This window comes from Nostoc sp. 'Peltigera membranacea cyanobiont' 232 (genome assembly GCF_002245985.1).
Taxonomy (GTDB): domain Bacteria; phylum Cyanobacteriota; class Cyanobacteriia; order Cyanobacteriales; family Nostocaceae; genus Nostoc.
In genome coordinates, this window is sequence record NZ_NOLK01000110.1 from 1 (window position 1) to 26,677 (window position 26,677).

The 26,677-nt window shown below is 44.5% G+C and carries 8 protein-coding genes; all 8 read right to left on the bottom strand.

Annotation, left to right across the window (positions count from 1 at the left end; genetic code table 11):
• Positions 1 to 118 precede the first annotated feature (118 nt).
• On the bottom strand, positions 119 to 394 hold the full coding sequence (locus CDG79_RS27985) for a hypothetical protein (RefSeq protein ID WP_189525160.1): 276 nt from the start codon (positions 392 to 394) through the stop codon (positions 119 to 121).
• Positions 395 to 590: 196 nt separating this feature from the next.
• Positions 591 to 9,170, bottom strand: a complete 8,580-nt coding sequence (locus CDG79_RS27990) for a non-ribosomal peptide synthetase (RefSeq protein WP_094345033.1) — start codon at positions 9,168 to 9,170, stop codon at positions 591 to 593.
• Positions 9,171 to 9,172: 2 nt separating this feature from the next.
• The gene (locus CDG79_RS27995) at positions 9,173 to 16,984 is read right to left on the bottom strand and encodes a non-ribosomal peptide synthetase (RefSeq protein ID WP_094345034.1); all 7,812 of its coding nucleotides are present in this window, start codon (positions 16,982 to 16,984) and stop codon (positions 9,173 to 9,175) included.
• Positions 16,981 to 19,119, bottom strand: a complete 2,139-nt coding sequence (locus CDG79_RS44075; RefSeq protein WP_223278358.1) for an SDR family NAD(P)-dependent oxidoreductase — start codon at positions 19,117 to 19,119, stop codon at positions 16,981 to 16,983. The genes CDG79_RS27995 and CDG79_RS44075 overlap by 4 nt, the downstream gene beginning before the upstream one ends.
• A gap of 2 nt (positions 19,120 to 19,121) precedes the next feature.
• Complete coding sequence (locus CDG79_RS44985) at positions 19,122 to 20,048, bottom strand: polyketide synthase dehydratase domain-containing protein (protein ID WP_317616612.1); 927 nt, start codon at positions 20,046 to 20,048, stop codon at positions 19,122 to 19,124.
• Positions 19,940 to 25,357, bottom strand: coding sequence for a polyketide synthase (locus CDG79_RS28000; protein ID WP_262985838.1), 5,418 nt, complete (start codon positions 25,355 to 25,357; stop codon positions 19,940 to 19,942). Before CDG79_RS28000 ends, CDG79_RS44985 begins: the two co-directional genes overlap by 109 nt.
• 213 nt (positions 25,358 to 25,570) lie before the next feature.
• Positions 25,571 to 25,954 carry an ectoine synthase gene (locus tag CDG79_RS28005; RefSeq protein ID WP_094345035.1) on the bottom strand — a complete coding sequence of 128 codons (384 nt, stop codon included), beginning with the start codon at positions 25,952 to 25,954 and terminating at the stop codon, positions 25,571 to 25,573.
• Positions 25,955 to 26,384: 430 nt separating this feature from the next.
• A complete protein-coding gene (locus tag CDG79_RS28010; RefSeq protein ID WP_143855596.1) occupies positions 26,385 to 26,624 on the bottom strand; it encodes a hypothetical protein in 240 nt (79 codons plus the stop codon).
• Between the last annotated feature and the right edge of the window lie 53 nt (positions 26,625 to 26,677).

Consider the following 26,677-nt stretch of genomic DNA (forward strand, 5'->3'; position numbering starts at 1 on the left):
ATTACTTTGATATGGCAGTTCGATGAATTAAATCTTACCCTACCTCAGATGGTGTCACTTTGTTTTCCACCTTATCGCTGATCAGGTAAGTCCTCTTGTCAATAGGTTTTGAGACGCGCTAACCCTGCTTAGAATAATCTTTTTCTTGAACGATGACACCGACTAAATTACGATTAGTAAAACTATTAAAAGCAGTCACGCTGACCGCTGCAATTATTGATAAAAGTAGGAGGGTGAGCATCCCCCATGCGCGAATTACGTCTGAGAATGCTCTTCCCTCTGGCTCTGTTGGATACCAGTAAGGCAGAGTGATCGCTTTTACGTCTTTCCAAAATTGAATAAAAGTTGAAGAAGTATTTGTTAAAGGTTGAGCTTGAACAGCTTGAGTAGGCATATCTGAAGATAAATTGATATTTTTGGTAACTAAATTTAGTACTTTTTAGTATTGGGCAAAATGTACTAAGTAGAGAAAAATCACACTCAGTACACCGTAATCGGCTCCATCTTAGAACTTAGATGTTTGCTTATGATTGCTCAATACAAACCATACTATTTTTCTTGGTACATAACAAATGTATTCCCTTGAAAGATCATGTTAGATAACTACTTAACTTTTGGGCTAGTATTGTGCTTTTGAGCAGAGTGTAATGGTCAGTTGGAATCATTTGCTCTTCTAGGGAGCTAATCACTTTGCCCCAACCTGAATCTTCCACAGTTGTTTTGTCAGCCGACAAGAAAACTGTCCGGTCTGAATAGGTTTGCGGAAAATAGCGAAAAAGGGCTTGTCTGTTGACATAAAAAAGTCTGAACAACGAGTGTATTTGTTGCTCTCCAAATTCTGGCGGCAAGACATTAGCCGTTTTCACCCAATCTAAAATGTAGGCTAGCAGCTCCTCTTGTTTGAGATATCGAAGTTCTTCCTTAGATAAAGATATTTCCTGATTGGAGATACCAGCTATATCTTTGAGAAATTCGTAAGCAACTTCAGTAGCGTCATCAAGTTCTTCTAGTGACGGCAAAGTGCGTTCGTCGAAGACGTTGCCGAAGGCATCGCCCTCCCCAGAAATTGGGCTAATCAAGCTCGGTACATAGCTATCTATTAATGCTAATAAAGCGACTTCATATCCTTTAGCCAACAACTGCTGTGCCATCTCAAAAGCAATGATACCGCCCATCGACCAACCACCCAAGTAATAAGGCCCAGTAGGTTGAATCGCCTGTATGGCTTCAATATAAGCGGCAGCCATATCTTCAATGCTGGTTAGGGGTTCTTCCTGTTCATTTAGCCCTAGTGCTTGCAGTCCGTAAACAGGTTGTTCAAAACCTAAGTTACGGGCTAAATCTGCATAACAAAGAACGTTACCTCCAATCGGATGGATACAGAATAAGGGGGGTTTACTACCAGTTGGCTGAATGGGTATTAAGGGCGACTTAGTTTGAGAAATTGTTTCCTGACGCAGTACGGTTGCTAACTGTTCAACAGTTCCATTTTGAAAAAGGGTTGTCAAGGGCAAATTTTTTCTAAACTGTTGCTGAATACGAGACATCAAACGTACAGCTAGCAGGGAATGCCCCCCCAGTTCAAAGAAGTTATTATGAATGCCTACTTGCTCTACTTTTAAGACTTCTGCCCAAATGAGTGCTAATTTTTCTTCAATTGGGTTGCGTGGAGCGGCAAATTTGTCTAAAACTTGGCGAGCTAACTCTGGCGCTGGTAAGGCGCGGCGGTCTATCTTGCCGTTGGGCGTTAGAGGTAGGGATTCCAGAATCACGATCGCATTTGGCACCATGTAAGGAGGCAGCTTTGTTTTCAGGAATTGTCGCAACTCGCTGATTGTGGGTACAAAATCCTTTTGTGGCACGATGTACGCAACTAAGCGTTGCTCCCCTGGGGTGTCTACTCTAACTATAGCGATCGCTGAATGAACTGATGGGTGTTGGCTCAAAACAGCTTCAATTTCGCCCAATTCGATGCGGAAGCCCCGGATTTTTACTTGATTGTCGATGCGTCCCAGGTATTCGATGTTTCCATCTGGTAAATAGCGTGCCAAATCTCCAGTTTTATAAAGTCGGGAATGGGCTTCATCGCTAAAGGGATTATCGATGAATTTCTCTTGTGTCAAGGAAAGACGGTTGAGATAACCTCTTGCCAATCCCGCACCACCAATGTGCAGTTCTCCTGGTACACCGATGGGAACTGGCTTTTCGTGGGAGTCTAAGATGTAGATTTGGGTGTTGGCAATTGGACGACCAATGGTAATTTTCTCGTCTTCAGAATTACATTTGGCTACTGTGGCACAGACGCTTGCTTCTGTCGGGCCATAGGCGTTGAAAAAGTTTCTGCCAACAGACCATTTTTTGATGAGTTCAGCTGAACTTGCTTCGCCTGCGACAATGATTGTTTGCAGTTTGGGGAGTTCTTCAGTTGGCAAGACTGCTAGGGCTGACGGTGGTAAGGTGATATGGGTAATGGCATAGTCGTGTAATCGCTCAATTAACGGCGTACCGGGCATTATCGAGTCTTTTGTTCCCAGGTATAGTGTTGCGCCTGACCCCAAACTCATCAAGATTTCTGATATACAAGCATCAAAACTCAAGGAGGCAAACTGGAGAACGCGACTATCAGAGTGTACGCCAAATGCCTGAATCTGAGATTGAGCTAGATTATACAATCCTTTATGCTCGACCATCACCCCTTTGGGTTGACCTGTAGATCCTGATGTGTAAATCACATTCGCTAAATCAGAAGCTGTTACCCCAATACTCAGGTTATCTTGATTTTTTTGGCTAATTTCTGACCAGATATCATCTATAAAGACCAGTTTTGCTTGATTTTGTGGGAGTTTATCAACTAAGTGCTGCTGGGTCAGCAGTACTGGAACTTGAGTGTCTTCTAGCATAAAGCTGAGGCGATCGCTAGGATACTCTGGGTCAAGGGGTACGTAAGCACCACCCGCTTTAAGAATTGCCAGCAGAGAGATCGCCATTAAAAGCGATCGCTCCACACACAAACCCACCAGTACATCTGCTCCCACTCCCAATGACTGCAAGTAGTGCGCCAATTGATTTGCACGACAATTCAAATCGTAGTAGGTGAGTTGTTCTTTTTCAAACACCACCGCTACTGCATCAGGAGTTAGCTGAACCTGTTCTTCAAACAACTGATGAATACACAAATCTTGAGGATAGTCTACAAAACTATCGTTCCATTCAACCAACAATTGATGGCGTTCCTGATTTGTGAGCAAGGGTAGTAACGCCACTGGCTGCTGGGGATTTGTAACAATTGCTTCTAGCAAATTCGCAAAATGTTGCATCATACGCGCGATCGTCGCTGCATCAAATAAATCCTTGTTGTAACAGACAACGCACTCAATATCTGATGCTTTTTCCCACAAGTGAACTTCTAGGTCAACCCGAACTGATTCAAACCACCAAGGTAGGTCTTCAACCTTTAAACCAGGCAGATCCCAAGCAGAGGTCGGAGCATTCTGGAGGGCAAACATTACTTGCACCAGTGGATTGCGATCCAAATTCCGCTCTTGTTGCAGCTCTTTGACTAACATCTCGAAGGGCAAATCCTGATGTTCATAAGCATCTTGAGTCACCTGTCGCGCCTGTGCCAACAGAGCTTCAAAGGTCGGTTGGGCAGATAAATCAAATCTCAGTGCCAGGGTATTGACAAAAAAGCCAATCAACCCTTCTATTTCTCTGCGATTGCGATTGGCGATGGGTGAACCCACTACCAGATCAGTTTGTCCACTGTAGCGAGACAGCAACACGACAAAGCCCGCCAGCAGTGTCATAAACAAAGTGCTTCCCGATTCTTGTGATAGCTTTCTAAGTTGATCAGTCACCTTAGAATCTAATTGAAATCGCTCTGTACCTCCTCGAAAAGTCTGTATGGCTGGGCGGGGGCGGTCTGTGGGCAGTTCTAATAACGGTGGCGCTCCAGTTAAGTGTTGCTTCCAGTAACTTAACTGACGCTCCAGTACTTTATCGGTTAACCACTGGCGCTGCCACACGGCGAAGTCGGCATACTGCACAGGTAACTCTGGTAAAGAAACAGAACTTCCCGTTGAAATCCCTCGATAATAGGCAGATAGTTCACGAATCAAAACGCCCATTGACCAACCATCACCAGCAATGTGGTGAATTGCTAACAGCAATATGTACTCCTGTTGAGCAACTTGCCAGAGGTTGACTCGCAGCACTGGCCCAGTAGCTAGATTGAATGGTTTTTTTGATTCTTGGAGGGCCAGTTGTTCCACAAGTTTTTCGGAGTCAGGCTCATTCTGTAGATCCACCACTGGCAAGGTGATAGTTATATTTGGAGCGATCGCTTGTACTGGCAAGTCATCCTTGATTTCAAAGCGAGTCCGCAGAACTTCATGGCGTTGCACCAATTCCTCAAGCGCCTCTGACAAAGCTTTGACATTCAGATCCCCCACCAGACGCATCGCAAAAGGCATTGTGTAGGTACTACTTTCGCCTTCCAACTGGTGCAGAAACCACAGGCGTTCTTGCGCCCATGACAAAGGTATGTCTTGTCTTGTAGAAACGCGCACAATCTCTGGAACCGTCAAACCCAAACCAGTTTGAAGTTCACTGGAAATCACTTCACTTAACTGGGCAACTGTTGGTGATTCAAATAGACTACGCAACGGCAACGATATCCCAAAGGCTGACGGCAAGCGAGATATTATCTGTGTTGCTAGCAGGGAATGTCCGCCTAGTTCAAAGAAGTTGTCTTTAACGCCAATGCGTTCAACTCCCAAGACTTCACTCCAGATTTGCACTAATTTAGCTTCAATCGGGGTGCGAGGTGAAACAAAGCTAGTGGCAAGACTTCTAGTAGCTGTATCCGGTGCTGGAAGGGCGCGGCGATCTACCTTACCATTGGGTGTTAAGGGCAGAGCATTGAGAAGGACAAAAGCATAAGGCACCATGTAATTTGGCAGCTTTTGTTGGATATGCGATCGCACTTGTGGCACTAGTTTTTGGACTAACTTGCCGTATAGGGGATTATTGGTGTAGTCAGTCCAAGCCTTGGTCGTGACTGTTGAACTATCCCAAAAAACGGCTTTTTGTCCTTGATTGCGGCACAACACCACATCATAAGAACCATCTTGACTACTCCCCCACCAACTGGTGTGGACAGTGTAACCAAGTTGCTGCCCCAACTGATAAAACTCTTCGGGATTAATCCCAACTTTTAGCTGCTGTGTTAGCAGTTGCCGTAGTTGCCCCACTGTTTCCACAGATGGGGGATTTTCTAACCATTGGCAAATTTGTATTGCTTGCTGCACCCGTTGATTCGGCACACCCCTAATTCCCAACACTTGGGGTTGTTGTGAGTGCAGTTGATTTTGAATTTGTGCCAGCGATAGCTTGTCTAGTTGCCAATTTGACCAAGGAACTACCGTGGTTGAGACATCAGTACCGATATGCACAGTGACATCGTAGCGGAATTGAGTTAACTCATTTGCAGAGTAACCGCGCTTGGGTACAATCTCCACCCAAGTAATTTGGGGAAAGTGTTTCTGGAGGGCGATGAAGAAACTAGGGGCGATCGCTAATTCTTCTTCGGCGGACACACTAGAGTGTACGACTCGCTGCCATTGCTCAATGGTTCTCTCTTCAGGGGCTTGGGACAACTGCACGGCTGCATGGTATGGTTCTAACAGAGGTAAGGAGCGCACATCCCCTACGAATAGAGTACCTTGAGAACCAAGTGCTGCGATCGCTCCCTCAAGTACCTGCAACAAATACTCCACGCTGGGGAAGTACTGCACAACTGAATTGATAACTACAGTATCGAATTTTCCTTTGGGGATATCTGCAAAGTTATCCGCCATTTGGTGCAGCAGGCGCACATTGTTCAAACCTGCCACCGTTTTACATATCTGCTCAACGTGCGCTATTGCGGCGCTGGAATAATCACATCCCCAATATTCAAGGCACTTGGGAGCAACGCGAGATAGCAGTAACCCTGTTCCACACCCAATTTCTAACACTCGCTGCGGTGACACCGACAGGATGCGGCTGACTGTATTTTCAACCCACTCCCGCATTTCCCAATCTGGAATGGCTTGCTTTGTGTACGAACTGTTCCAACCAGAAATATTAAAGGTTACATCATCTGTGGATGCTTGAGGTTGACCATAAGCTTGTTCATAGAGCATTTGCCAGTCACTAACATACTCACTCTGCCATTGAGTAAGCTGCTGGGGTAATACTTTGTTTCTCAGGGCAGGCACTAAGTAAGCCACCAGTTGTTTATCACCAGTGTTATCAACTCTGGCGACGGCGACACTTTCCTGTACCAAGGGGTGTTGAGTCAAAACTCCTTCAATTTCGCCCAATTCAATGCGGAAACCCCGAATTTTTACTTGATTGTCGATGCGTCCCAGGTATTCGATGTTCCCATCCGGTAAATAGCGTACCAAATCCCCTGTTTTGTAAAGTCGGGAATGCGGCTCATCGCTAAAGGGATGGGAAATGAATTTCTCTTGTGTCAAGGAAAGACGATTGAGATAGCCTCGTGCCAATCCCACACCACCAATGTGCAGTTCTCCTGGTACACCAATGGGAACTGGCTTTTCGTGGGAGTCTAAGATGTAGATTTGGGTGTTGGCAATAGGACGACCAATGGTAATTTTATCGTCCTTGGGAGTGCATTTAGCTACTGTGGCGCAGACGCTTGCTTCTGTCGGTCCATAAGCGTTAAAGAAGTTTCTGCCAACAGACCAAAGTTTAATTAGTTCAGCTGAACTTGCTTCTCCAGCGACAATGATTGTTTGCAGTTTGGGGAGTTCTTCAGTTGGCAGGACTGCTAGGGCTGACGGCGGTAGGGTGATATGGGTAATGGCATCATCGCGTAATCGCTCAATTAATGGTATCCCCGGCATTATCGAGTCTTTTGTGACCAGGTAAAGTCTTGCTCCTGACCCCAAACTCATCAAGATTTCTGATATACAAGCATCAAAACTCAAGGAGGCAAACTGGAGAACGCGACTATCACATTGCACACCAAAAGTTTGAATCTGAGCTTGAGCTAGATTATACAATCCTTTATGCTCAACCATTACACCTTTCGGTTTACCTGTAGATCCTGATGTGTAAATCACATTCGCTAGATGAGAAGCTGTTACCCCAATACTCAGATTATCTTGATTGTTTTGGCTAATTTGTGACCAGATATCATCTAAAAAAACAAGCTTTGCTTGATTTGGGGGTAGTTGAGCAACTAAGTGCTGTTGGGTGAGCAGTATCCCAACTTGAGTGTCTTCTAGCATAAAGCTGAGGCGATCGCTAGGATACTCTGGGTCAAGGGGTACATAAGCACCACCCGCTTTAAGAATTGCCAATAGAGAGATTGGCATGAAAAGCGATCGCTCCACACACAAACCCACCAGTACATCTGCTCCCACTCCCAATGATTGCAAGTAGTGCGCCAATTGATTAGCGCGACAATTCAATTCATAGTAGGTGAGTTGTTGATTTTCAAAGACAACTGCCACTGCATGGGGGGTACGCGCTACCTGTGACTCAAATAACTGATGAATACACAAATCTTGGGCATAATCTACAGAAGTATCGTTCCATTCAACCAACAATTGATGGCGTTCCTGCTGGTTGAGCAAGGGGAGTAAGGCTACTGGCTGCTGGGGATTTGCGGCGATCGCTTTTAGCAAATTCGCAAAATGTTGCATCATCCGGGCGATCGTCGCCGCATCAAATAAATCCTTGTTGTAACAGACAACGCACTCAATATCTGATGCTTTTTCCCACAAATGAATTTCTAGGTCAACCCGAACTGATTCAAACCACCAAGGCAGGTCTTCAACCTTTAAACCAGGCAGATCCCAAGCAGAGGTCGGAGCATTTTGGAGGGCAAACATTACCTGCACCAGTGGATTGCGATCTAGGTTCCGTTCTGGTTGCAACTGTTCGACTAACATCTCGAAGGGCAAATCCTGATGTTCATAAGCATCTTGAGTCACCTGCCGCGCCTGTGCCAACAGAGCTTCAAAGGTCGGTTGGGCAGATAAATCAAATCTCAGTGCTAGAGTATTGACAAATAATCCAATTAACCCTTCGATTTCTCTACGGTTGCGATTGGCGATCGGTGAACCCACTACCAGATCAGTTTGTCCACTGTAGCGAGACATTAACACGACAAAACCCGCCAGCAGTGTCATAAACAGCGTGCTTCCAGACTCTTGTGATAGCTTTCTGAGTTGAGTTATCAGCTTACCGTCTAGTTGAAATCGCTCTATACCTGCTTTAAAAGTTTGTACGGCTGGGCGGGGACGGTCTGTGGGGAGTTCTAATAGAGGTGGCGCTCCAGTTAACTGTTGCTTCCAGTAACCTAGTTGTGCTGCTAATACATTCCCACTCAACCACTGCCTCTGCCAAATAGCAAAGTCGGCATACTGAATGGGTAATTGTGGTAAGGGCGATGCCTCTCCCATACAGAAGGCTGCATACAGAATAGACAACTCGCGGATGAAGATCCCATTTGACCAGCCATCAGAGGCGATGTGGTGCATATTTATCAGCAGCACATGCTTTTGAGGTTGCAATCTTAATAAAGTTAGCCGCAGTAAGGGACTTTGGGAAAGGTCAAAGGGTTTTTGTGCCTCTAAGCTAGCTAACCTTTGTGCTTCTGCCTCTGGTTCACTAACCTGTTGCAAGTCAACTATTGGTAAATTCCAGATGGGATTTGGATCAATTATTTGTATTGGGATACCATCAACCTGCTGAAAACGAGTACGCAGGACTTCATGGCGCTGTAAAATTTCCCCTGTTGCTTTTTTGAGGGCATCGACATTTAGTGAACCGCTAAGTTCTAGCGCCCCTATCATATTATAAGTGGCGCTTGCACCTTCCAATTGATAAAGGAACCAGAGTCTTGCTTGGGCATAAGATAGCGGTAAATTATCGTTGCGTGGCACTCTTTGGATGGGCAACTGATGAGAAGCTTTAACCTGCTTTGCTTGCTGTAAAAACAGAATAATTTCTGTTTTACGTTTAGCTATTTCCTGTTGCAGGATTGGAGTTAACGCCCCTTCAGGTGCGTGACAACGCAAGTGATCGCCATCTGTCTCTAAATCAATACTCAAGTCTGTCAAGTGACGAACGAGTTCAACAATACTCTTAGTCATTCTCAAAACTCCACTACATTTTTACTTACTTTTTGAACTGATAAATCTTGCGTTACCACATCCACTATTTCGATGTAGGCTGCTATCCCAGCTATTGTGGGAGACTTAAACATTATCTGTAGAGATAAATCAAGTCCAAAAGTTGAGTTAATCCTTGAAATGACTTGAGTAGCGAGGAGTGAATGTCCCCCTAGTTCAAAGAAATTATCCTTAACACCAATGCGTTCAATTCCCAAAACTTGACTCCAGATTTGTACTAATTGAGCTTCAATTGGTGTGCGAGGAGAAACAAAGCTAGTAGCAAGATTTCTCGTCGCAGTATCCGGTGCTGGAAGGGCGCGGCGATCGACTTTCCCATTCGGTGTCAACGGCAGAGCATTCAGAAGAACAAAAGCTTGCGGCACCATATAATTAGGTAGCTTTTCTTGGATAAGCGATCGCACTTGTGGCACTAATTTCTGAACTAACTTCCCGTACAAGGGATTATTCGTGTAATTAGTCCAAGCTTTAGTCGTAACTATTGAACTATCCCAAAAAGCCGCTTTTTCTCCTCGATTGCGACAAAACACCACATCGAATGAACCATCTTCACCACTTCCCCACCAACTAGTTTGGACACTGTAACCAAGATCCTGCCCCAACTGATAAAACTCTTCAGGATTGATCCCAACTGTTGACTGTTGTCTCAACAACTGCCGTAATTGCCCCACTGTTGAAACAGCTGGGGGACTTTCCAACCATTGGCAAATTTGTAGTGCTTGCTGCACCCGTTGATTCGGCACACCCCGAATTCCCAACAGTTCTGGTTGACGTGCGTGCAGTTGATTTTCAATTTCTGCCCAGGAAAGCTTGTCTGCTTGCCAATTTAACCAAGGAACTACAACTGTTTGAACATCAGTACCAATATGCAGAGTCACATCATAGCGGAATTGAGTTAACTCATTTTCCGATTCACCAGCTTTGGGTTGAATCTCCACCCAAGTAATTTGCGGAAAACGTTTTTGCAGGGCGATGAAAAAACTGGGGCTAATAGCCAATTCTTCTTCAGCGGCGACACTGGAGTGTACCATTCGCTGCCATTGCTCAATCGTTCTCTCAACAGCCGCTTGGGACAACTGTACAGCCGCATGGAATGGCTCCAATAGAGGTAAACTACGGACATCGCCGACAAATAGCGTACCTTTTTGACCAATGGCGGCGATCGCTCCCTCAAGTACCTGCAACAAATACTCCACGCTGGGGAAGTACTGCACAACTGAATTGATAACTACAGTATCGAATTTTCCTTTGGGGATGTCTGCAAAGTTATCCGCCATTTGTTGTTGGAGGCGCACATTGTTCAAACCTGCCACCGTTTTACATACCTGTTCAACGTGCGCTATTGCAGCGCTGGAATAATCACATCCCCAATATTCAAGGCACTTGGGAGCAACGCGAGATAGCAGTAACCCTGTTCCACAACCAATTTCTAACACTCGCTGCGGTGACACCGACAGGATGCGGCTAACTGTATTCTCAACCCACTCTCGCATTTCCCAATCCGGGATGGGTTGCTTTGTGTATGAACTGTTCCAACCAGAAATATTAAAGGTTACGTCATCTGTGGATGCTTGAGGTTGACCATAAGCTGTTTCATAGAGCATTTGCCACTCACTTACATACTCACTTTGCCATTGAGTCAATTCTTGGGGTAATACTTTGTTTTTCAAAGCCGGCACTAAGTAAGCTACTAGTTGTTTTTCACCACTGCGATCAACTCTGGCGACAACGACACTTTCTTGTACTAAGGAATGTTGAGTCAAAACTCCTTCAATTTCGCCTAATTCAATGCGGAAACCCCGAATTTTTACTTGATTGTCGATGCGTCCCAAGTATTCAATGTTGCCATCTGGTAGATAACGTGCCAAATCTCCTGTTTTATATAATTTACTCCTGACTGCCTTCTCAAAAGGATTGTCGATGAATTTTTCAGTTGTCAAAGAAAGACGGTTGAGATAACCTCTTGCTAAACCTACACCACCAATGTGCAGTTCTCCTGGTACACCAATGGGAACTGGTTGTAATTGCGAGTCCAGGATATAGATTTGCGTGTTGGCAATAGGACGACCAATGGTAATTTTATCGTCCTTGGGAGTGCATTTAGCTACTGTGGCGCAGACGCTTGCTTCTGTCGGTCCATAAGCGTTAAAGAAGTTTCTGCCAACAGACCAAAGTTTAATTAGTTCAGCTGAACTTGCTTCTCCAGCGACAATGATTGTTTGCAGTTTGGGGAGTTCTTCAGTTGGCAGGACTGCTAGGGCTGACGGCGGTAGGGTGATATGGGTAATGGCATCATCGCGTAATCGCTCAATTAATGGTATCCCCGGCATTATCGAGTCTTTTGTGACCAGGTAAAGTCTTGCTCCTGACCCCAAACTCATCAAGATTTCTGATATACAAGCATCAAAACTCAAGGAGGCAAACTGGAGAACGCGACTATCACATTGCACACCAAAAGTTTGAATCTGAGCTTGAGCTAGATTATACAATCCTTTATGCTCGACCATTACCCCTTTGGGTTTACCTGTAGATCCTGATGTGTAAATCACATTCGCTAGATGAGAAGCTGTTACCCCAATACTCAGATTATCTTGATTGTTTTGGCTAATTTGTGACCAGATATCATCTAAAAAAACAAGCTTTGCTTGATTTGGGGGTAGTTGAGCAACTAAGTGCTGTTGAGTCAGCAGTATCCCAACTTGAGTGTCTTCTAGTATAAAGCCCAGGCGATCGCTAGGATACTTTGGGTCAAGGGGTACGTAAGCGCCACCCGCTTTGAGAATTGCCAGCAGAGAGATCGCCATTAAAAGCGATCGCTCCACACACAACCCTACTAGTACATCTGCCCCCACTCCCAATGATTGCAAGTAGTGCGCCAATTGGTTAGCACGACAATTTAACTCGTGGTAGGTGAGTTGTTCTTTCTCAAATACCACCGCTACTGCATCAGGAGTTAGCTGAACCTGTGCTTCAAATAGCTGATGAATACACTGATCTTGGGGATAGTCTACAAAAGTATCGTTCCATTCAACCAACAATCGATGGCTCTCCTGCTGTGTGAGCAAGGGGAGTAAGCTTACTGACTGCTGGGGATTTGCGGCGATCGCTTCTAGCAAATTCGCAAAATGTTGCATCATCCGCGCGATCGTCGTCCCATCAAATAAATCCTTGTTGTAACAGACAACGCCTTCAATACCGGATGGTACTTGGCACAAGTGAACTTCTAGGTCAACCCTAACTGCGTCAAGTCCCCAAGGTATATCCTCAACCTTTAAACCCGGAAGATCCCAAGGGTCGGTGGGAGCATTCTGGAGAGCAAAGGCTACCTGCACGAGGGGATTACGATCCAAGTTTCGCTCTACTTGCAACTGTTCGACTAACATCTCGAAGGGCAAATCCTGATGGTCGAATGCGTCTTGAGTCACTTGCCGCACTTGCTTTAATAGAGCTTCAAAGGTCGGTTGGGCAGATAAATCAAATCTCAGCGCCAGGGTATTGACAAAAAAGCCAATCAACCCTTCTGTTTCTCTGCGATTGCGATTGGCGATCGGTGAACCTACCACCAGATCAGTTTGTCCACTGTACCGAGATAGCAACACCACAAAAGCCGCCAGCAGCGTCATAAACAGCGTGCTTCCAGATTTCTGGCTGATTTCTTTCAGTTGCTGCGTTAGCTTGCTATCTATTTGAAATCGCTCTGCACCGCCTTGAAAAGTTTGTATGGCTGGGCGGGGGCGGTCTGTGGGCAGTTCTAATAAAGGTGGCGCTCCCGTTAAGTGTTGCTTCCAGTAGCTTAACTGACGCTCTAGTACTTTATCGGTCAACCACTGGCGCTGCCACACGGCGAAGTCGGCATACTGTACAGGTAACTTTGGTAACACAACAGAACTACCCGTTGAAATCCCTCGATAATAGGCAGAGAGTTCACGAATCAAAACGCCCATTGACCAACCATCACCAGCAATGTGGTGAATTGCTAACAGCAATATGTACTCCTGTTGCGCCACTTGCCAGAGCTTGACCCGCAACACTGGCCCAGTAGCTAGATTGAATGGTTTTTTTGATTCTTGGAGCGCCAGTTGCTCTACAAGTTTTTCGGGATCAGGATCGTTTTGTAACTCCTCGACTGATAACGTTATGGTTACATGGGGAGCGATCGCCTGTACTGGCAAATCATCCTTGATTTCAAAGCGAGTCCGCAGAACTTCATGGCGTTGCACCAATTCCCCAAGCGCCTCTGACAAAGCTTTGACATTCAGATCCCCCACTAGACGCATTGCAAAAGGCATTGTGTAGGCACCACTTTCGCCTTCCAACTGGTGCATAAACCACAGACGTTCTTGCGCCCATGACAAAGGTATGTCTGTATCTCTAGAAACTGGTACAATCTCTGGCACTATCAAACCTGTACCATTTTCTAGCTGACTGGAGATGACTTGACTTAACTGAGCGATCGTTGGTGATTCAAATAGACTTCGCAACGGCAACGAAATCCCAAAGGCTGACGGCAAGCGAGATATTATCTGCGTTGCCAGCAGTGAATGTCCGCCCAGTTCAAAGAAATTATTGTGAATGCCTACTTGCTCTACTTTTAGGACTTGTGCCCAAATGAGTCCTAGTGTTTTTTCAGTTGAGGTGCGTGGGGCAACAAATTGGTCTAACAAATCGGGATCTAACTCTGGCGCTGGTAAGGCACGGCGGTCTACCTTGCCGTTGGACGTTAGAGGTAGGGATTCCAAAATAGCGATCGCATTTGGCACCATGTAAGGAGGCAGCTTTGCTTTCAGAAATTGTCGCAACTCGCTGATTGTGGGTACATAATCTTCTTGTGGCACGATGTAGGCGACTAAGCGTTGCTCCCCTGGGGTGTCTACTCTGGCTGTGACAATAGCTGAATGAACTGATGGGTGTTGGCTCAAAACGGCTTCAATTTCGCCCAATTCAATACGAAAGCCCCGGATTTTTACTTGGTTATCAATACGTCCTAAGTATTCGATACTACCATTCGGTAAATAGCGTACTAAATCCCCCGTTTTATATAATTTATTCTCTCCTGCCGACCCTCGCGGACTCGCTAACGCTGCGCTATCATCAAACGGATTAGGAATAAATTTCTCTTGGGTTAAATCGGGTCGGTTGAGATAGCCTCTTGCCAATCCTGCACCACTAATGTGCAGTTCTCCTGGCACACCAATCGGCACTGGCTGTAATTGCGAATCTAAAATGTAGACTTGCGCGTTGTCAATTGGATGACCAATGGTAACTTTATCGTCCTCCACAGTGCATTTTGCTACTGTGGTACAGACACTGGCTTCTGTCGGGCCATAAGCGTTGAAGAAGTTTCTCCCAACAGACCATTTTTTTACCAGTTCAGCAGAACAAGCTTCGCCGCCGACAATGATTGTTTGCAGGGCTGTTAGTTCTTCACTTGGTAGGACTGCTAGGGCTGATGGTGGTAGGACAATATGAGTAATGCCATAGTCGCGTAGTCGCTCAATTAACGGCGCACCAGGCATTATGGATTCTTTTGTTCCCAGGTGTAATGTTGCCCCAGATCCTAAAGTCAGGATCATTTCCCAAATAGAAGCATCAAAACTGAGGGAGGCAAACTGGAGAAGGCTACTTGAGGAATTGAAGCTAAAAGTTTGAATTTGAGCTTGAGCTAAGTTAACTAATCCTTTATGCTCAACCATTACACCCTTGGGTTGACCTGTGGAACCGCTCGTGTAAATCACATTCGCTAGATTAGAAGCCGTCACTCCACTGGTAACGTTATTCTGGCTGTTTTCGTGAATTTCTGACCAGACTTGATCTAAAAAGACGACTTTTGCTTGATTTGGGGGTATTTGCTCAATTAAATTCTGTTGGGTGAGCAGTACCGGAACTTGAGTATCCTCTAGTATAAAGCTCAAACGGTCTTGAGGATATTCTGGGTCAAGGGGTACGTAAGCGCCACCTGCTTTGAGAATTGCCAACAGTCCGATTACCATTAAAAGCGATCGCTCTACACACAACCCAACTAATACATCTGGTTTCACACCCAATGACTGAAGATGATGGGCAATTTTGTTGGCTTTAATGTTCAACTCATTGTAGGTGAGTTGTTCGTCCTCAAATACTACTGCCACCGCATCCGGGGTTTTTCCTACCTGTGCTTCAAACAGTTTGTGGACACCAGCATACTGTGGATAATTAAGTTTAGTGTTGTTCCAGTCAACTAGCAACTGCTGCCGTTGGGCTACACTCAAAATCGGTAATAAAGATATTTTTTGCTGGGGATTTGCAATAATTCCTGCCAGTAGGATGTTGAAATGTTCTGCCATTCTGGCGATCGCACTAGCATCAAATAAGTCAGTATTATATTCCCATACCCCGACGAGTCCAGTGGCGGTGTTCTCAAAAGATAAAGTTAAATCAAACTTCGCGGTGGCAGTTTCTATAGCTATATGACTCACCGTTGAGCCTTCTAGCTCTATCTGGGGCATTTGCTGATTGTAAAGCGTCAACATTACTTGCACCAGTGGTGTGTAGCTTAAATCACGCACTGGTTGCAATTCTTCTACTAACTTCTCAAAGGGTACATCTTGATGGGCATAAGCTAAGAGCGTTACTTCCTTGACTCTGGAAAGTACATCCTCAAAAGTTGGCTCACCGGAAATATCAGTCCGCAGAACTAGGGTATTGACAAAGAATCCAATCAATGATGCAATTTCGGGGCGATCGCGGTTAGCGGTTACAGTGCCTACACAGATATCTGTTTGTCCTGTATAACGGTACAATAACGTTTTAAACGCTGCCAAGAGCGTCATAAACGGGGTGACTCCATGTTGCTGGCTGAAACTCAATAGCGCCGAATTTAGCTCTTTTGAGAGTGCAACTTGATGATGAGATCCCCGGAAGGTTTGAGTTTTTGGTCGAACTCGGTCAGTTGGCAGTTCCAATAAAGCTGGTGCGCCTTGTAATTGCTCCTTCCAATAAGCGAGTTGGGATTTAAGTTCCTCTTTTTGCCACCACTGCCGTTGCCAAACAGCAAAGTCTGCATACTGAATCGGTAATTTGGGTAGCTCTGGGAACAAGTCATTGTCAAAGGCTGAGTAAAAAGTTGCTAACTCCGGTAAAAATATGCCCCATGACCAACCATCGAAAATGATATGGTGCATTGTGAATACTAAAACGTATTCTACTTCCGTTAGCTTAAACAAAGTGGCTCGAATTAAAGCAGAGCTAGCCAAGTCAAAGGGTTGCTGGACTTCTTGGATTGCTAATTGTTGGCAGGATGTTTCTCTGTCGCTTTCAGGTAGATGTTGCAAATCTACTACAGGTACTTTCACTGTCAAGCTTTCAGCAATTATCTGAATTGATTGCCCGTCAACAGTGGCAAAGTTGGTACGTAAAACTTCGTGGCGTTGAATAATTTTGTTGAGGCTGTACTCTAGCGCCAAGACGTTTACCGAACCATGAATTCGCAGAGGGAGTGGTTCATTGTAGAACGGGTTAGTTGGGTCTAACTGGCTCAAGAACCACATTCGTTCTTGAGCAAAAGACAGAGGTAGATTCGGAGTTCGCTCAACTTTTACAAGAGGTAGATGGCGATCGCTAGCGTTCCCGTTGCTATTCTGTAGTAACAACACAAGTTCTGCCTTATGCGATGCCAGAAAGTCACGAGATGTTGACGTTAATACTCCTTTTGGCGCACGAACACGCAACTCGTTTTCCTCAACCGACAACTTCACACCCTGAAAGGCAAGTTCAGCTACAAATTGTTTAAGGTTCATAAAGCGATTTCCTCCATATCTTCAGCAAGTTCAGTGGATAGGGCTGCATCTAGCACGATCTTCGCGGCTAATTCTTCAAGTACGAATTCTGCTAGTTGCGAAATACTCGGCCCCTGCATAATCTTCATGACGGGCAAGTTTACCCCAGTCTCGTTATTGAGCCGACTCCTCAGTTCGATGGCCATTAATGAGTCAAGTCCCAATTTAGTGACTGACTCTGCAATGTCCAACTTGCTGGCGGGAAATCCCAAAATCTTGGCGACAAGTTCTGTAATGCAAGTCTCTAACAACAGAGTTCGCTCTGCTGCGGTTGTGTACATGAGGGTGTCGCGGAGCGACTTTCCTTTGCTCTCCTCCTGCACCCCTTCTCTTAACTGGTGGCGCAATCCTGGAATTTCCATACCCAAATCTGCAAAGAACTGCAAGTTTGCCGATTCTCCTTCCAAGTAAAGCGACCAGTTAACAGGCATCACTCCCACTTGCACGGGTGGATTTAGCAACAATTGCTCTAAAACCTGCAATCCCTGTTGTGGAGCAATGCTTCCCTCTCCTTTTCGGCTTAACTGCTCCACTAGCCCCAATCGAGCCGTTGCTCCTACTTCAGCCCAAGCTCCCCAATTAATACTCAAACTCGGCAATCCCTGCATTCGCCGATAAGATGCTAAAGCATCAAGAAAAGCATTTGCCGCCGCGTGATTCCCTTGACCTGCGTTACCCAGCAAGGACGCGGTAGAGGAGAACAACACAAAGAAGTCTAAGGGCTGATTCTGGGTTAAAGTATGTAAGTTCCAAGCTCCTTGGACTTTGGGCGCTAAAACCCGATCGAAGCGCTGCCAATTCTGTTGCAGGAGTACGCCGTCATCTAAAACGCCAGCCGCGTGAATAATACCGCGCAATGGTGGCAAAGACTGTTCAATATCAGCCAATACCTGCGTTACTTGCTCAACGTTAGACACATCTGCCTGAACTACTGTCAGCCTAGCACCAGTTTGCTCAAGTTGTTTTATTTGATTGGCGATCGCTGGCTTAACTTTACTCCGTCCTAGCAGCACTAGATGTTTTACCCCACGTTCAACCAAGAAGCGGGCTATCAGTAACCCTAGTCCTCCTAAACCACCAGTAATTAGATAGGTGCGATCGCTACGTAAAGTGAGTTTATCTAAAGTTTTTTGGCTCTGCCGATGGTGTACTAGTCTAGCTATATAGCGAGTTTCATCACGAAAAGCAACTTGGTCTTCAATGTCTTTTGCTGACAAAGAAGAAATAATTTCCTCAAATAAAGTCTGCACCTCATTTCCTGTGGCTTGCGGGTCTAAATCCACCCGTACACACTTCAATTCGGGGTGTTCCAGAGCAATAACTTTCCCCATACCCCATAAAGGAGATTGAGCTACCATCTGTACGTGATGACCGTTCACCGCTTGCGCTCCTCTAGTTACCAACCAGATGCCAGGAGCCTCAGTATATTGATTAATAAGCGCTTGGATTAAGTGCAAAGTACTGCCACAGCTAATTAGGGAAGTCTCTTGTAAGTCAGTTCCACTCAGGTTTTCCGGCGCATCTAAACTCCACAAATTGATCACTCCAACTACAGTGGGTATAGTTTGCAACACCTGCTGAAAATGGACAGGATTACCTGGATCTATCCTGAACTCTGTGGAGGTTACTTGCTCGTATTCATTGCCTGGGAAGACTAAAGTACAAACTTCTCCTTTGTGGCGCATGATTTCGCTTAATTGCTGACCAGTACCTTGAGTATCGGCTAAAATTAACCAGTTTTTCGGCTTACTGTTCGGAAGTTCCGCTTCATCTCGTGCTATAATCACCGTCTCATGTGGAAGAGAAAATCCTGGCTGGCTTGTCAGTGGCTCGGTCGAAATAGTTTCAACTTGTGCAAACCCAGAATTACGTAACAGTTTCCGCCACCCAGAGGGAGGGAGCAAGAGGTAATTGCCTCGCAAGTCTTCATCGCTATACTTCCACCACCCTGGTGTTAACCCAAATGTCAGATCCATCCAACGCATAGGAGCAGTATCTTCCATCAGCAGCAGCATTCCACCTGGAGCCAATAATTGCCGTACATGGTACATTGTTTGCTGCAAATCGCTGGTGGCGTGCAGTACATTCACTGCCACAATCAAATCATACTGAGAGTTTCTTGGAGAGTTAACACCAACTGCACCAATTTTGGTTCGCCGTTTTCTGGTAAAATTAATGCTTGGCGAATGACAAAATCTTCGAGCATCAAATTTTCTGTTTGCGTAACTGTTGCCAGAGCAGCTAAACCCATCTCTATGTAAGCCATTCCCGGCACAATCGTACTTTCAAAAACGCGATGATCTTTTAGCCAAGCTGGTTGGTTTTTGCTGATTTGACTCTGGAAATGAATTTGCTTTGTTCCTGGTAAGGACAATTGTTGTCCCAGCAGGGGATGATGGCTGGCACTGGAAAGTGCTTGGATACTATTGTTGTTGGACGCTTCTACCCAATAACGCTGTCGTTGGAAGGGATAAGTTGGCAGAGGAACACGACGACGAGTAAAGTTACGGTCAAATCCTACCCAATCAATTGGCGCTCCCTGCACATATAGCTGTCCTAAACTGGTTAGTAACTCTTGCCAATCTTCTCGTTCTGGACGTAAACTAGGGAGCCATAAACCCTGATGTTCGCTGTAGCACTGACGACCCATTCCCAATAAAACAGGTTTGGGGCCGATTTCGATGAACACCTCGACTCCAAGCTGTTCCAGAGTTTGCATCCCACCCGCAAATCTCACTGACTCCAGTACATGACGACACCAATATTCTGGAGTTGCTATCTCCTCTTTTGCCTCTTTGCCAGTAACATTAGAAATCAGCTTAATCTGCGGGAAAGAAAAGCTTACTTCTCGTGCAACCCGTTCAAAATCTGCCACCATCGGCTTCATTAAGGGCGAGTGAAAAGCATGGGAAACGTTTAATTTCTTGGTTTTGATGCCATCAGCTTCCAGAGTGGTACAAACAGCCCTGATTGCTTCTCGCTGTCCAGAAATGACGATACTATTTTGAGCATTAATTGCGGCAATAGAAACAAATTGAGTATATGTGCGATGCCTACGGCGGTCTTCGCCAACGCCTCATTTGCCCGTGGGAAATCTGTTAATATCGCTACCATCTCGCCATCAGGAGATAACGCTTGCATCAGCCGTCCCCTGTGGGCGATTAATTTCAGTCCGTCTTCCAGGCTAAAGACTCCAGCTATAGTAGCAGCTACATATTCGCCGACACTATGACCCATAACGACATCAGGTTTAATGCCCCAAGATTTCCACAACTGAGCTAAGGCATACTCTAGGGCAAAAAGGGCGGGTTGGGTGTATGCTGTCTCATTTAATTGGGGATGAGTTTGTTCGCTGTCGCTATATAATATTTCCAGTAAGGGGACTTCTAAATACGATCGCAGAATTTCATCACAGCGATCGAGGTTTTGCCGGAAAGTCGGCTCAGTTTCGTAAAGTTGGCGACCCATGCCTACATACTGGGAACCTTGCCCTGTAAACAAAAAGGCAATTTCCTTATTGAATATTTCTGCCTTCGGTTTGTTCAGGTTAATCAATTGCTCTAGCAACTGCTTTTTAGATTCACCAACAACTGCAAGCCGATGCTGAAAATGTTCGCGTCCTGTATTGGCTGTAAAACAAATATCTGCTATCTCTGCATTGCTATCAGCGTTGAGATAATTAATATAGCGTTGTGCTAATTCTTCAAGCGCCTGATCTGTTTTTGCTGATAACGTCAAAATATGCAATGGGCGATCGATTGACTCGTCAATTTTGACTTGTTCAGGTGTTTCTTCCAATACAACATGACAATTAGTGCCGCCGATGCCGAAAGAACTCACTCCAGCGCGGCGAGGCATTCCATTTGTTTTCCATTCGCTGAGTTCTGTATTGACATAAAACGGACTATTGGCAAAGTCAATGTTGGGATTGGGCTGTTTAAAGTGCAGGCTGGGAGGTATATATTGATGTTTCAGCGCTAGGACTGTCTTAATCAAACCCGCTATACCAGCGGCTTCATCTAAATGTCCGACGTTGGTTTTAACTGAGCCAATAGCGCAGAAGCCATTTTTCGGACTATTTGTGCTTGAAACAAAAGCTTTGGTAAGTGCCGCAATTTCAATCGGATCTCCCAGAGGTGTTGCAGTTCCGTGGGTTTCTACATAACTGACTGTACTAGCATCAATTTCAGCCAAGGAAAGTGCTGAGGAGATTACCGCAGCCTGCCCTTCTACACTGGGCGCTGTGTAACCGACTTTCAAAGCCCCATCGTTATTAATGGCTGATCCTTTGATTACCGCACAGATATTATCTCCTAAAGCGATCGCTTCATCCAACCGCTTCAAGACGACAATTCCCCCGCCATTACCGAACACCGTTCCTTTAGCTTGAGCATCAAAAGCCCTACAGTGTCCATCAGGAGACAGAATCATTTCCTCATGGTAAAGATAGCCCACTTTATCGGGAACGAAGATAGAAATACCTCCCGCCAGTGCCATGTCACATTCCCCATTGTGCAAACTTTGGATTGCCAAATGAACCGCAACCAGTGAAGTAGAACAGGTGGTTTGCACATTAACGCTCGGCCCTGTCAACTGAAGTTTGTAAGAGACGCGCATAGGCAAATGATCTCCCCCATTACCCTGCTCTACTTGAAACTCTCTTGCACCTCTAAAGAATCGATGGCTAAGGAAGGGACGATGGGAAGAAAACTCCAGGCTTGGACAAACATTGTTGATTAAGTAGGTACTCAAACTCGAACCCGCGTAAACCCCCACCGATCCCTCATAAGTTTTGGGATTGTAACCGGCATTTTCCAGCGCTTCCCAAGCACACTCTAAGAAAATACGTTGTTGCGGGTCGATGATTTCGGCTTCTCTGGTGCTGTAGCCAAAAAACTCTGCATCAAAGTCTTTTATATTTGGTAAAGTAGCGCCTACTTTTACATAATTAGGTTGATTTAACAAGCTGCGATCGTGAATCTCGATTTCCTCATCAGAAAATAAGGAAATTGACTCTACCCCATCTCGAAGATTTTGCCAAAAAGCATCAATATTCTCTGCTCCAGGAAAACGGCCGGATATACCGATGATGGCTATATCGGAGCGCTGATGCGTTTTCTGACGTTTGACAGTTGGTTTTTCTGCTTGCGTCTGACTTAAGTGTTGGGCTAAAGCATATATATTCGGGTATTGAAACAGTGTTACAGCTGGCAGCGCCGCTCCAAAGATTTCAATTAATTTTCTATGAGCCTGAATCAAGAGTAAGGAATTACCACCCAACTCGAAGAAATTATCATGAATTCCTACTGACTCTATCCCCAGTAGTTCCATCCATACTTGGGCAATCAGTTTTTCGCTGTCTGATTGGGGCATAACTAATAGCCCCTCTAATTCTGGACGAGACTTGTCGGGTAGAGGCAGCGCACGCCGATCTATTTTCCCGCTTGGTGTCAGAGGCATTGTATCGAGCATGACAATCGTTGTTGGCACCATGTACTCAGGCAAGTTTTCTTTTAAATAACTGCGTAACGCCTGCTCGTTCTGACTGGTTCCCTGTTCCGCCACCGGAACTACATAAGCGATTAATTTTTTGTTACCGGGAATATCTTCTCTAGCAATAACTGCGTTTTCTCGAACCGTTGGATGTTTGGCTAATAATCCCTCAATTTCACCCAACTCGATGCGGAAACCGCGAATTTTGACTTGGCGATCGCTTCTCCCCAAGTGTTCGATCTTCGTATCTCTTAAATAACGAGCTAAATCCCCTGTTTTATAAAGACTCCCAGCACCAAAGGGATTAGGAATAAATTTTTCTTGAGTTAAAGGAGGGCGATTGAAATAACCTCTAGCAATCCCATCACCGCCGATATATAATTCACCGGCAACTCCTATAGGAAGAGGCTGATAAAACTCATCTAATATATAAGTCTGAATATTGTTGATAGGACGACCAATGGGAGGAAGTACCGACCAATTGTTCGCGTCCCCTGTTAAGGTAAAAGTTGTGACATCTTGACACTCGGTTGCACCGTAATGATTGTGGAGAGTAGCACCTGTTTGCTTGAAGAAGTTGGCAATTTTAGGTGTTATCTGCAACTGTTCCCCAGCAGTCATCACTTCACGCACGCTGGTGGGAATTGTGCGATCGTCAATCACTTCTGCCAACTGCTGCAAGGCAACAAAGGGAAGATAGAGTTTTTCTATCCTTCTTTCAATGATCATATTTAATAAAGCTGCGGGATTACGCCGCACTTCTTCTGAAATCAATACCAGCGTCCCCAGAGAACACCAAGTGGAAAAGATTTCATGGAACGAGATATCAAAGCTCAGGGGAGCAAATTGTAAAGTAGTAACTCCTTTGGTTCTACTTTGAAGATGCCAGTCAATTAAATTAGCCAGAGCGAGGTGTTCCATCATCACACCCTTGGGCTTTCCTGTAGAACCGGAGGTGTAAATGATATAAGCTAAGTTGTTTGGCTTGACTGAACTAACTGGATTTTCATCACTCTGTTGAGAAATAATTTCCCAGTCAGAGTCCAAGCAAACTATTTCTTGATTTTTCGCTATCTCGGCTATTGGTGATGATGCCAAAAGCAATGTTTCGGTCGTTAACAGAACTTGCAAGTTGACATCAGACAACATATATGAAATACGTTCTTTGGGATATGCGGGGTCTAGTGGTACACAAGCACCACCTGCTTTCAGAACGCCTAAGATAGCAACCATCATCTGTGGCGATCGCTCTATGCAGATACCAACTAACCCTTCTGGTTGTACTCCCAGTTTTTGTAGATAATGCGCTAATTGATTGGCACGGTCATTAAGTTCTCTATAAGTTAATTGTTGATTTTCCCAAGCTACAGCAACAGCAGCAGGATTTTTTTCTACTTGAGTTTCAACTAATTTATGGATACAGGTTTGGGCGTATTCTGTTTTTGTGTTATTCCACTCCGAGAGCATTTGATGGCGTTCTCCTGGGGTCAACAGTAGCAAAGAACCAATACGTCCCTCTGGATTAGCAACAATACTTTCGAGCAGATTCTGAAAATGTTTAAAAATACTGGTTATTGTAGAGTCTTCAAATAAGTCGGTATTATATTCCCAAGTCCAAACTAATCCTGAATTTGTGTCTCTGATAGATATAGATAAATCTAACGGTACTACTTTGGTTTCTAAATTTATAGGAGTTAGGGCGAAGCAAGGTAATTCTAGGGTTGGCATTACGTCATCGCGCATGACAAACAATACCTGAAATAGCAGGCTTAGAGCTAAATCCCGCTCTACTTTTAACTCCTCGACTAACTTTTGAAAGGGGTAATCTTGGTGCTTGTCAGCCTGGGATATGACAACAGCCACACGAGACAATAATTGCAGGAAGGTGGGATTACCCGACAGATCAGTTCGCAATACCAAGGGATTGCCAAAGTACCCAATTAATTCCTGAGTATCAGCGAGATTGCGACCTGATGCAGGCGAACCAACTATAATATCTTCTTGTTTGGTGTAGCGGTAAAGTAATGTTTTGAATGCTGCAAGTAGGAGCGCAAACAGGGTTACTCCCTGCTGCTGACTGAGAAGCTTGAGTTGTCCACTGAGATTTTGAGGTAGCTTCAACTCTTGACTTACGCCTGCAAAGTTTCTAACGGCTGGCTTTGGGCGGTCTGTGGGCAGTTGCAATACAGGCGGATTATCCCCAAGTTGTTGTTTCCAGTAGCTTAGTTGAGTTTCTAGAATCTCTCCTTGTAGTTGTTGGCGCTGATAGAGAGCGTATTCTTTATACTGTATGGGTAATTCAAACAGTCCAGACTCTTTACCAGATGAGAAAGCTTGATAGAGTGCTGCTAATTCTTGAAAGAAGATGTTAAGAGAGCGATCGCCATCACATATAATATTGTGCATACTTAACACCAGAATGTGCTGAGTTTCCTCTAAAATCACCCAACACACTCTCCACAGAGGCCCAGAACAATAGTTGAAAGGAGAAAGGACAATTTGATCCGCCAATCTCTGAACTTCCTGTTCTCGTTCGGTTGTGCTTAATTTTTGCAGATATATTACTGGCAACTCAATTTTAAAAGGTGAACTAATTATCTGCCGAAGTTGCCCGTCAATGAGATGAAAAGTAGTTCTTAAGATTTCATGACGACTGACAATTTCATTGATGCTTTGTTTTAGTATATCTAAATTAAGTAACCCTGTAATTTGGATTGCTCCCCGTATATTATAAGGCGAATTATCGGGTGAAAATTGTTCAAGTAACCAGATGCGTTCTTGTTCAAAAGATATGGAAAAACTCTCTTTATCTAAACTAGAAGAAATAATTTGCCTTTCCATATCTTTATCTATTGAAATTGTTAATTTTTAAAAAAATATTGGTTTATGTAACTTTTTTGGTGTGACAAGCACTTTGAAACCGCTCCGAAAGACCTATACAGAACTAGACTAAGCTGTATAAAGTCGGAGCGGAAGACTAAGCGAAAGCTATGTTGATTAATTGATGATACCTACAGGTGAAGTCCAGGTTCTAACACTCTCGAATTAATTAAGCTATCTGTTGTAACAAGAACTTTTGCTATTTGTAAGATTGTGGGCTTCATTCCCTTTCAAAGGGGGATTAAATACGCATATTAATCTCAGGCGACTTTTTGCTCTTAAATAATGTTTATCATGCTTATCAAGGGCATACATCGTGCCAGGTTGAATTGAATATACAACACCATTTGCTTCTACTTCCCCCTCTCCTTCAAGACAGTAGCAAGTTTCCATGTGATTTTTGTATTCCAAAAGTGATTCAGTGCCTGCTTCTATGATCGTGTCAGTAATTGAGTAGCCCATTCCATCTGTTTCAAGAAGGAACCTGCGGCTCTGACCGTTTCCCCAGGCAATGTCTCTTTCTGTATCCACTATTTCACTTAGCTTCCTAATTATCATATATGTGTAACTCTCCAGAATTAAACATTACAAACAGTTTGCAATTTGCTTTAAAAGGATCAAAACTCATCCTTTTATAATCTTTATTTGCTAGGGATCTAACAGGGTGTTGGAAAAGTTTTTAGAAGTCAAATGTTAAGCCAGTAGCCTCACCATAATACAGTTGATGGCAAGGTAAATAAACGTCTCTGATCTTTTGTTCGGGCAATGACATTCCATAATCCACTACATGAACTTTTACAACTTATCCGACTCTTCAAACACCCTCTAGCTTTTTACCAAATACTTTTTCCACTTCATAGATTATCGATGAAGTTAAAAAAGTAAAACTACTGTCCCACAAAGCTTTCATTTTAGGCGTTCGTGCAACGGCTCTTTAGAGTGGCTGACATTATGTAACAACTAGCCATCAAAATCATTTCTCAACAATTTAGACTGTTTTCGGAATCTCTACTTCTTGGGCATTAGTATTTAACTCTGGGCTAAGTTCACTTTTCAGTTTAAGTTTTAACTCTTCTGTAATCGGCAAATCTTTAATTTCTTTGAGGAGAAATTGAACAGATTCGGTTTTGCTACGTTCTTTATAAATAGCCTTAATATAGCGGTTTTCACTTGAGTGAGAGACAATTAAATGTACTATAGAGATTAAATAAGTAAAATTTGTCACCAATGAAAGCATACTCCATAGATTTGCGGCGGAAAATTACGGAAACTTATGAACGC

Excerpts from the sequence above, each read along its gene's own strand:
- CDG79_RS27995 (WP_094345034.1), bottom strand. The coding sequence starts at position 16,984 with ATGAACCTTAAACAATTTGTAGCTGAACTTGCCTTTCAGGGTGTGAAG.
- CDG79_RS28005 (WP_094345035.1), bottom strand. The coding sequence starts at position 25,954 with ATGATAATTAGGAAGCTAAGTGAAATAGTGGATACAGAAAGAGACATT.
- CDG79_RS27985 (WP_189525160.1), bottom strand. The coding sequence starts at position 394 with ATGCCTACTCAAGCTGTTCAAGCTCAACCTTTAACAAATACTTCTTCA.
- CDG79_RS28000 (WP_262985838.1), bottom strand. The coding sequence starts at position 25,357 with ATGGAAAGGCAAATTATTTCTTCTAGTTTAGATAAAGAGAGTTTTTCC.
- CDG79_RS27990 (WP_094345033.1), bottom strand. The coding sequence starts at position 9,170 with ATGACTAAGAGTATTGTTGAACTCGTTCGTCACTTGACAGACTTGAGT.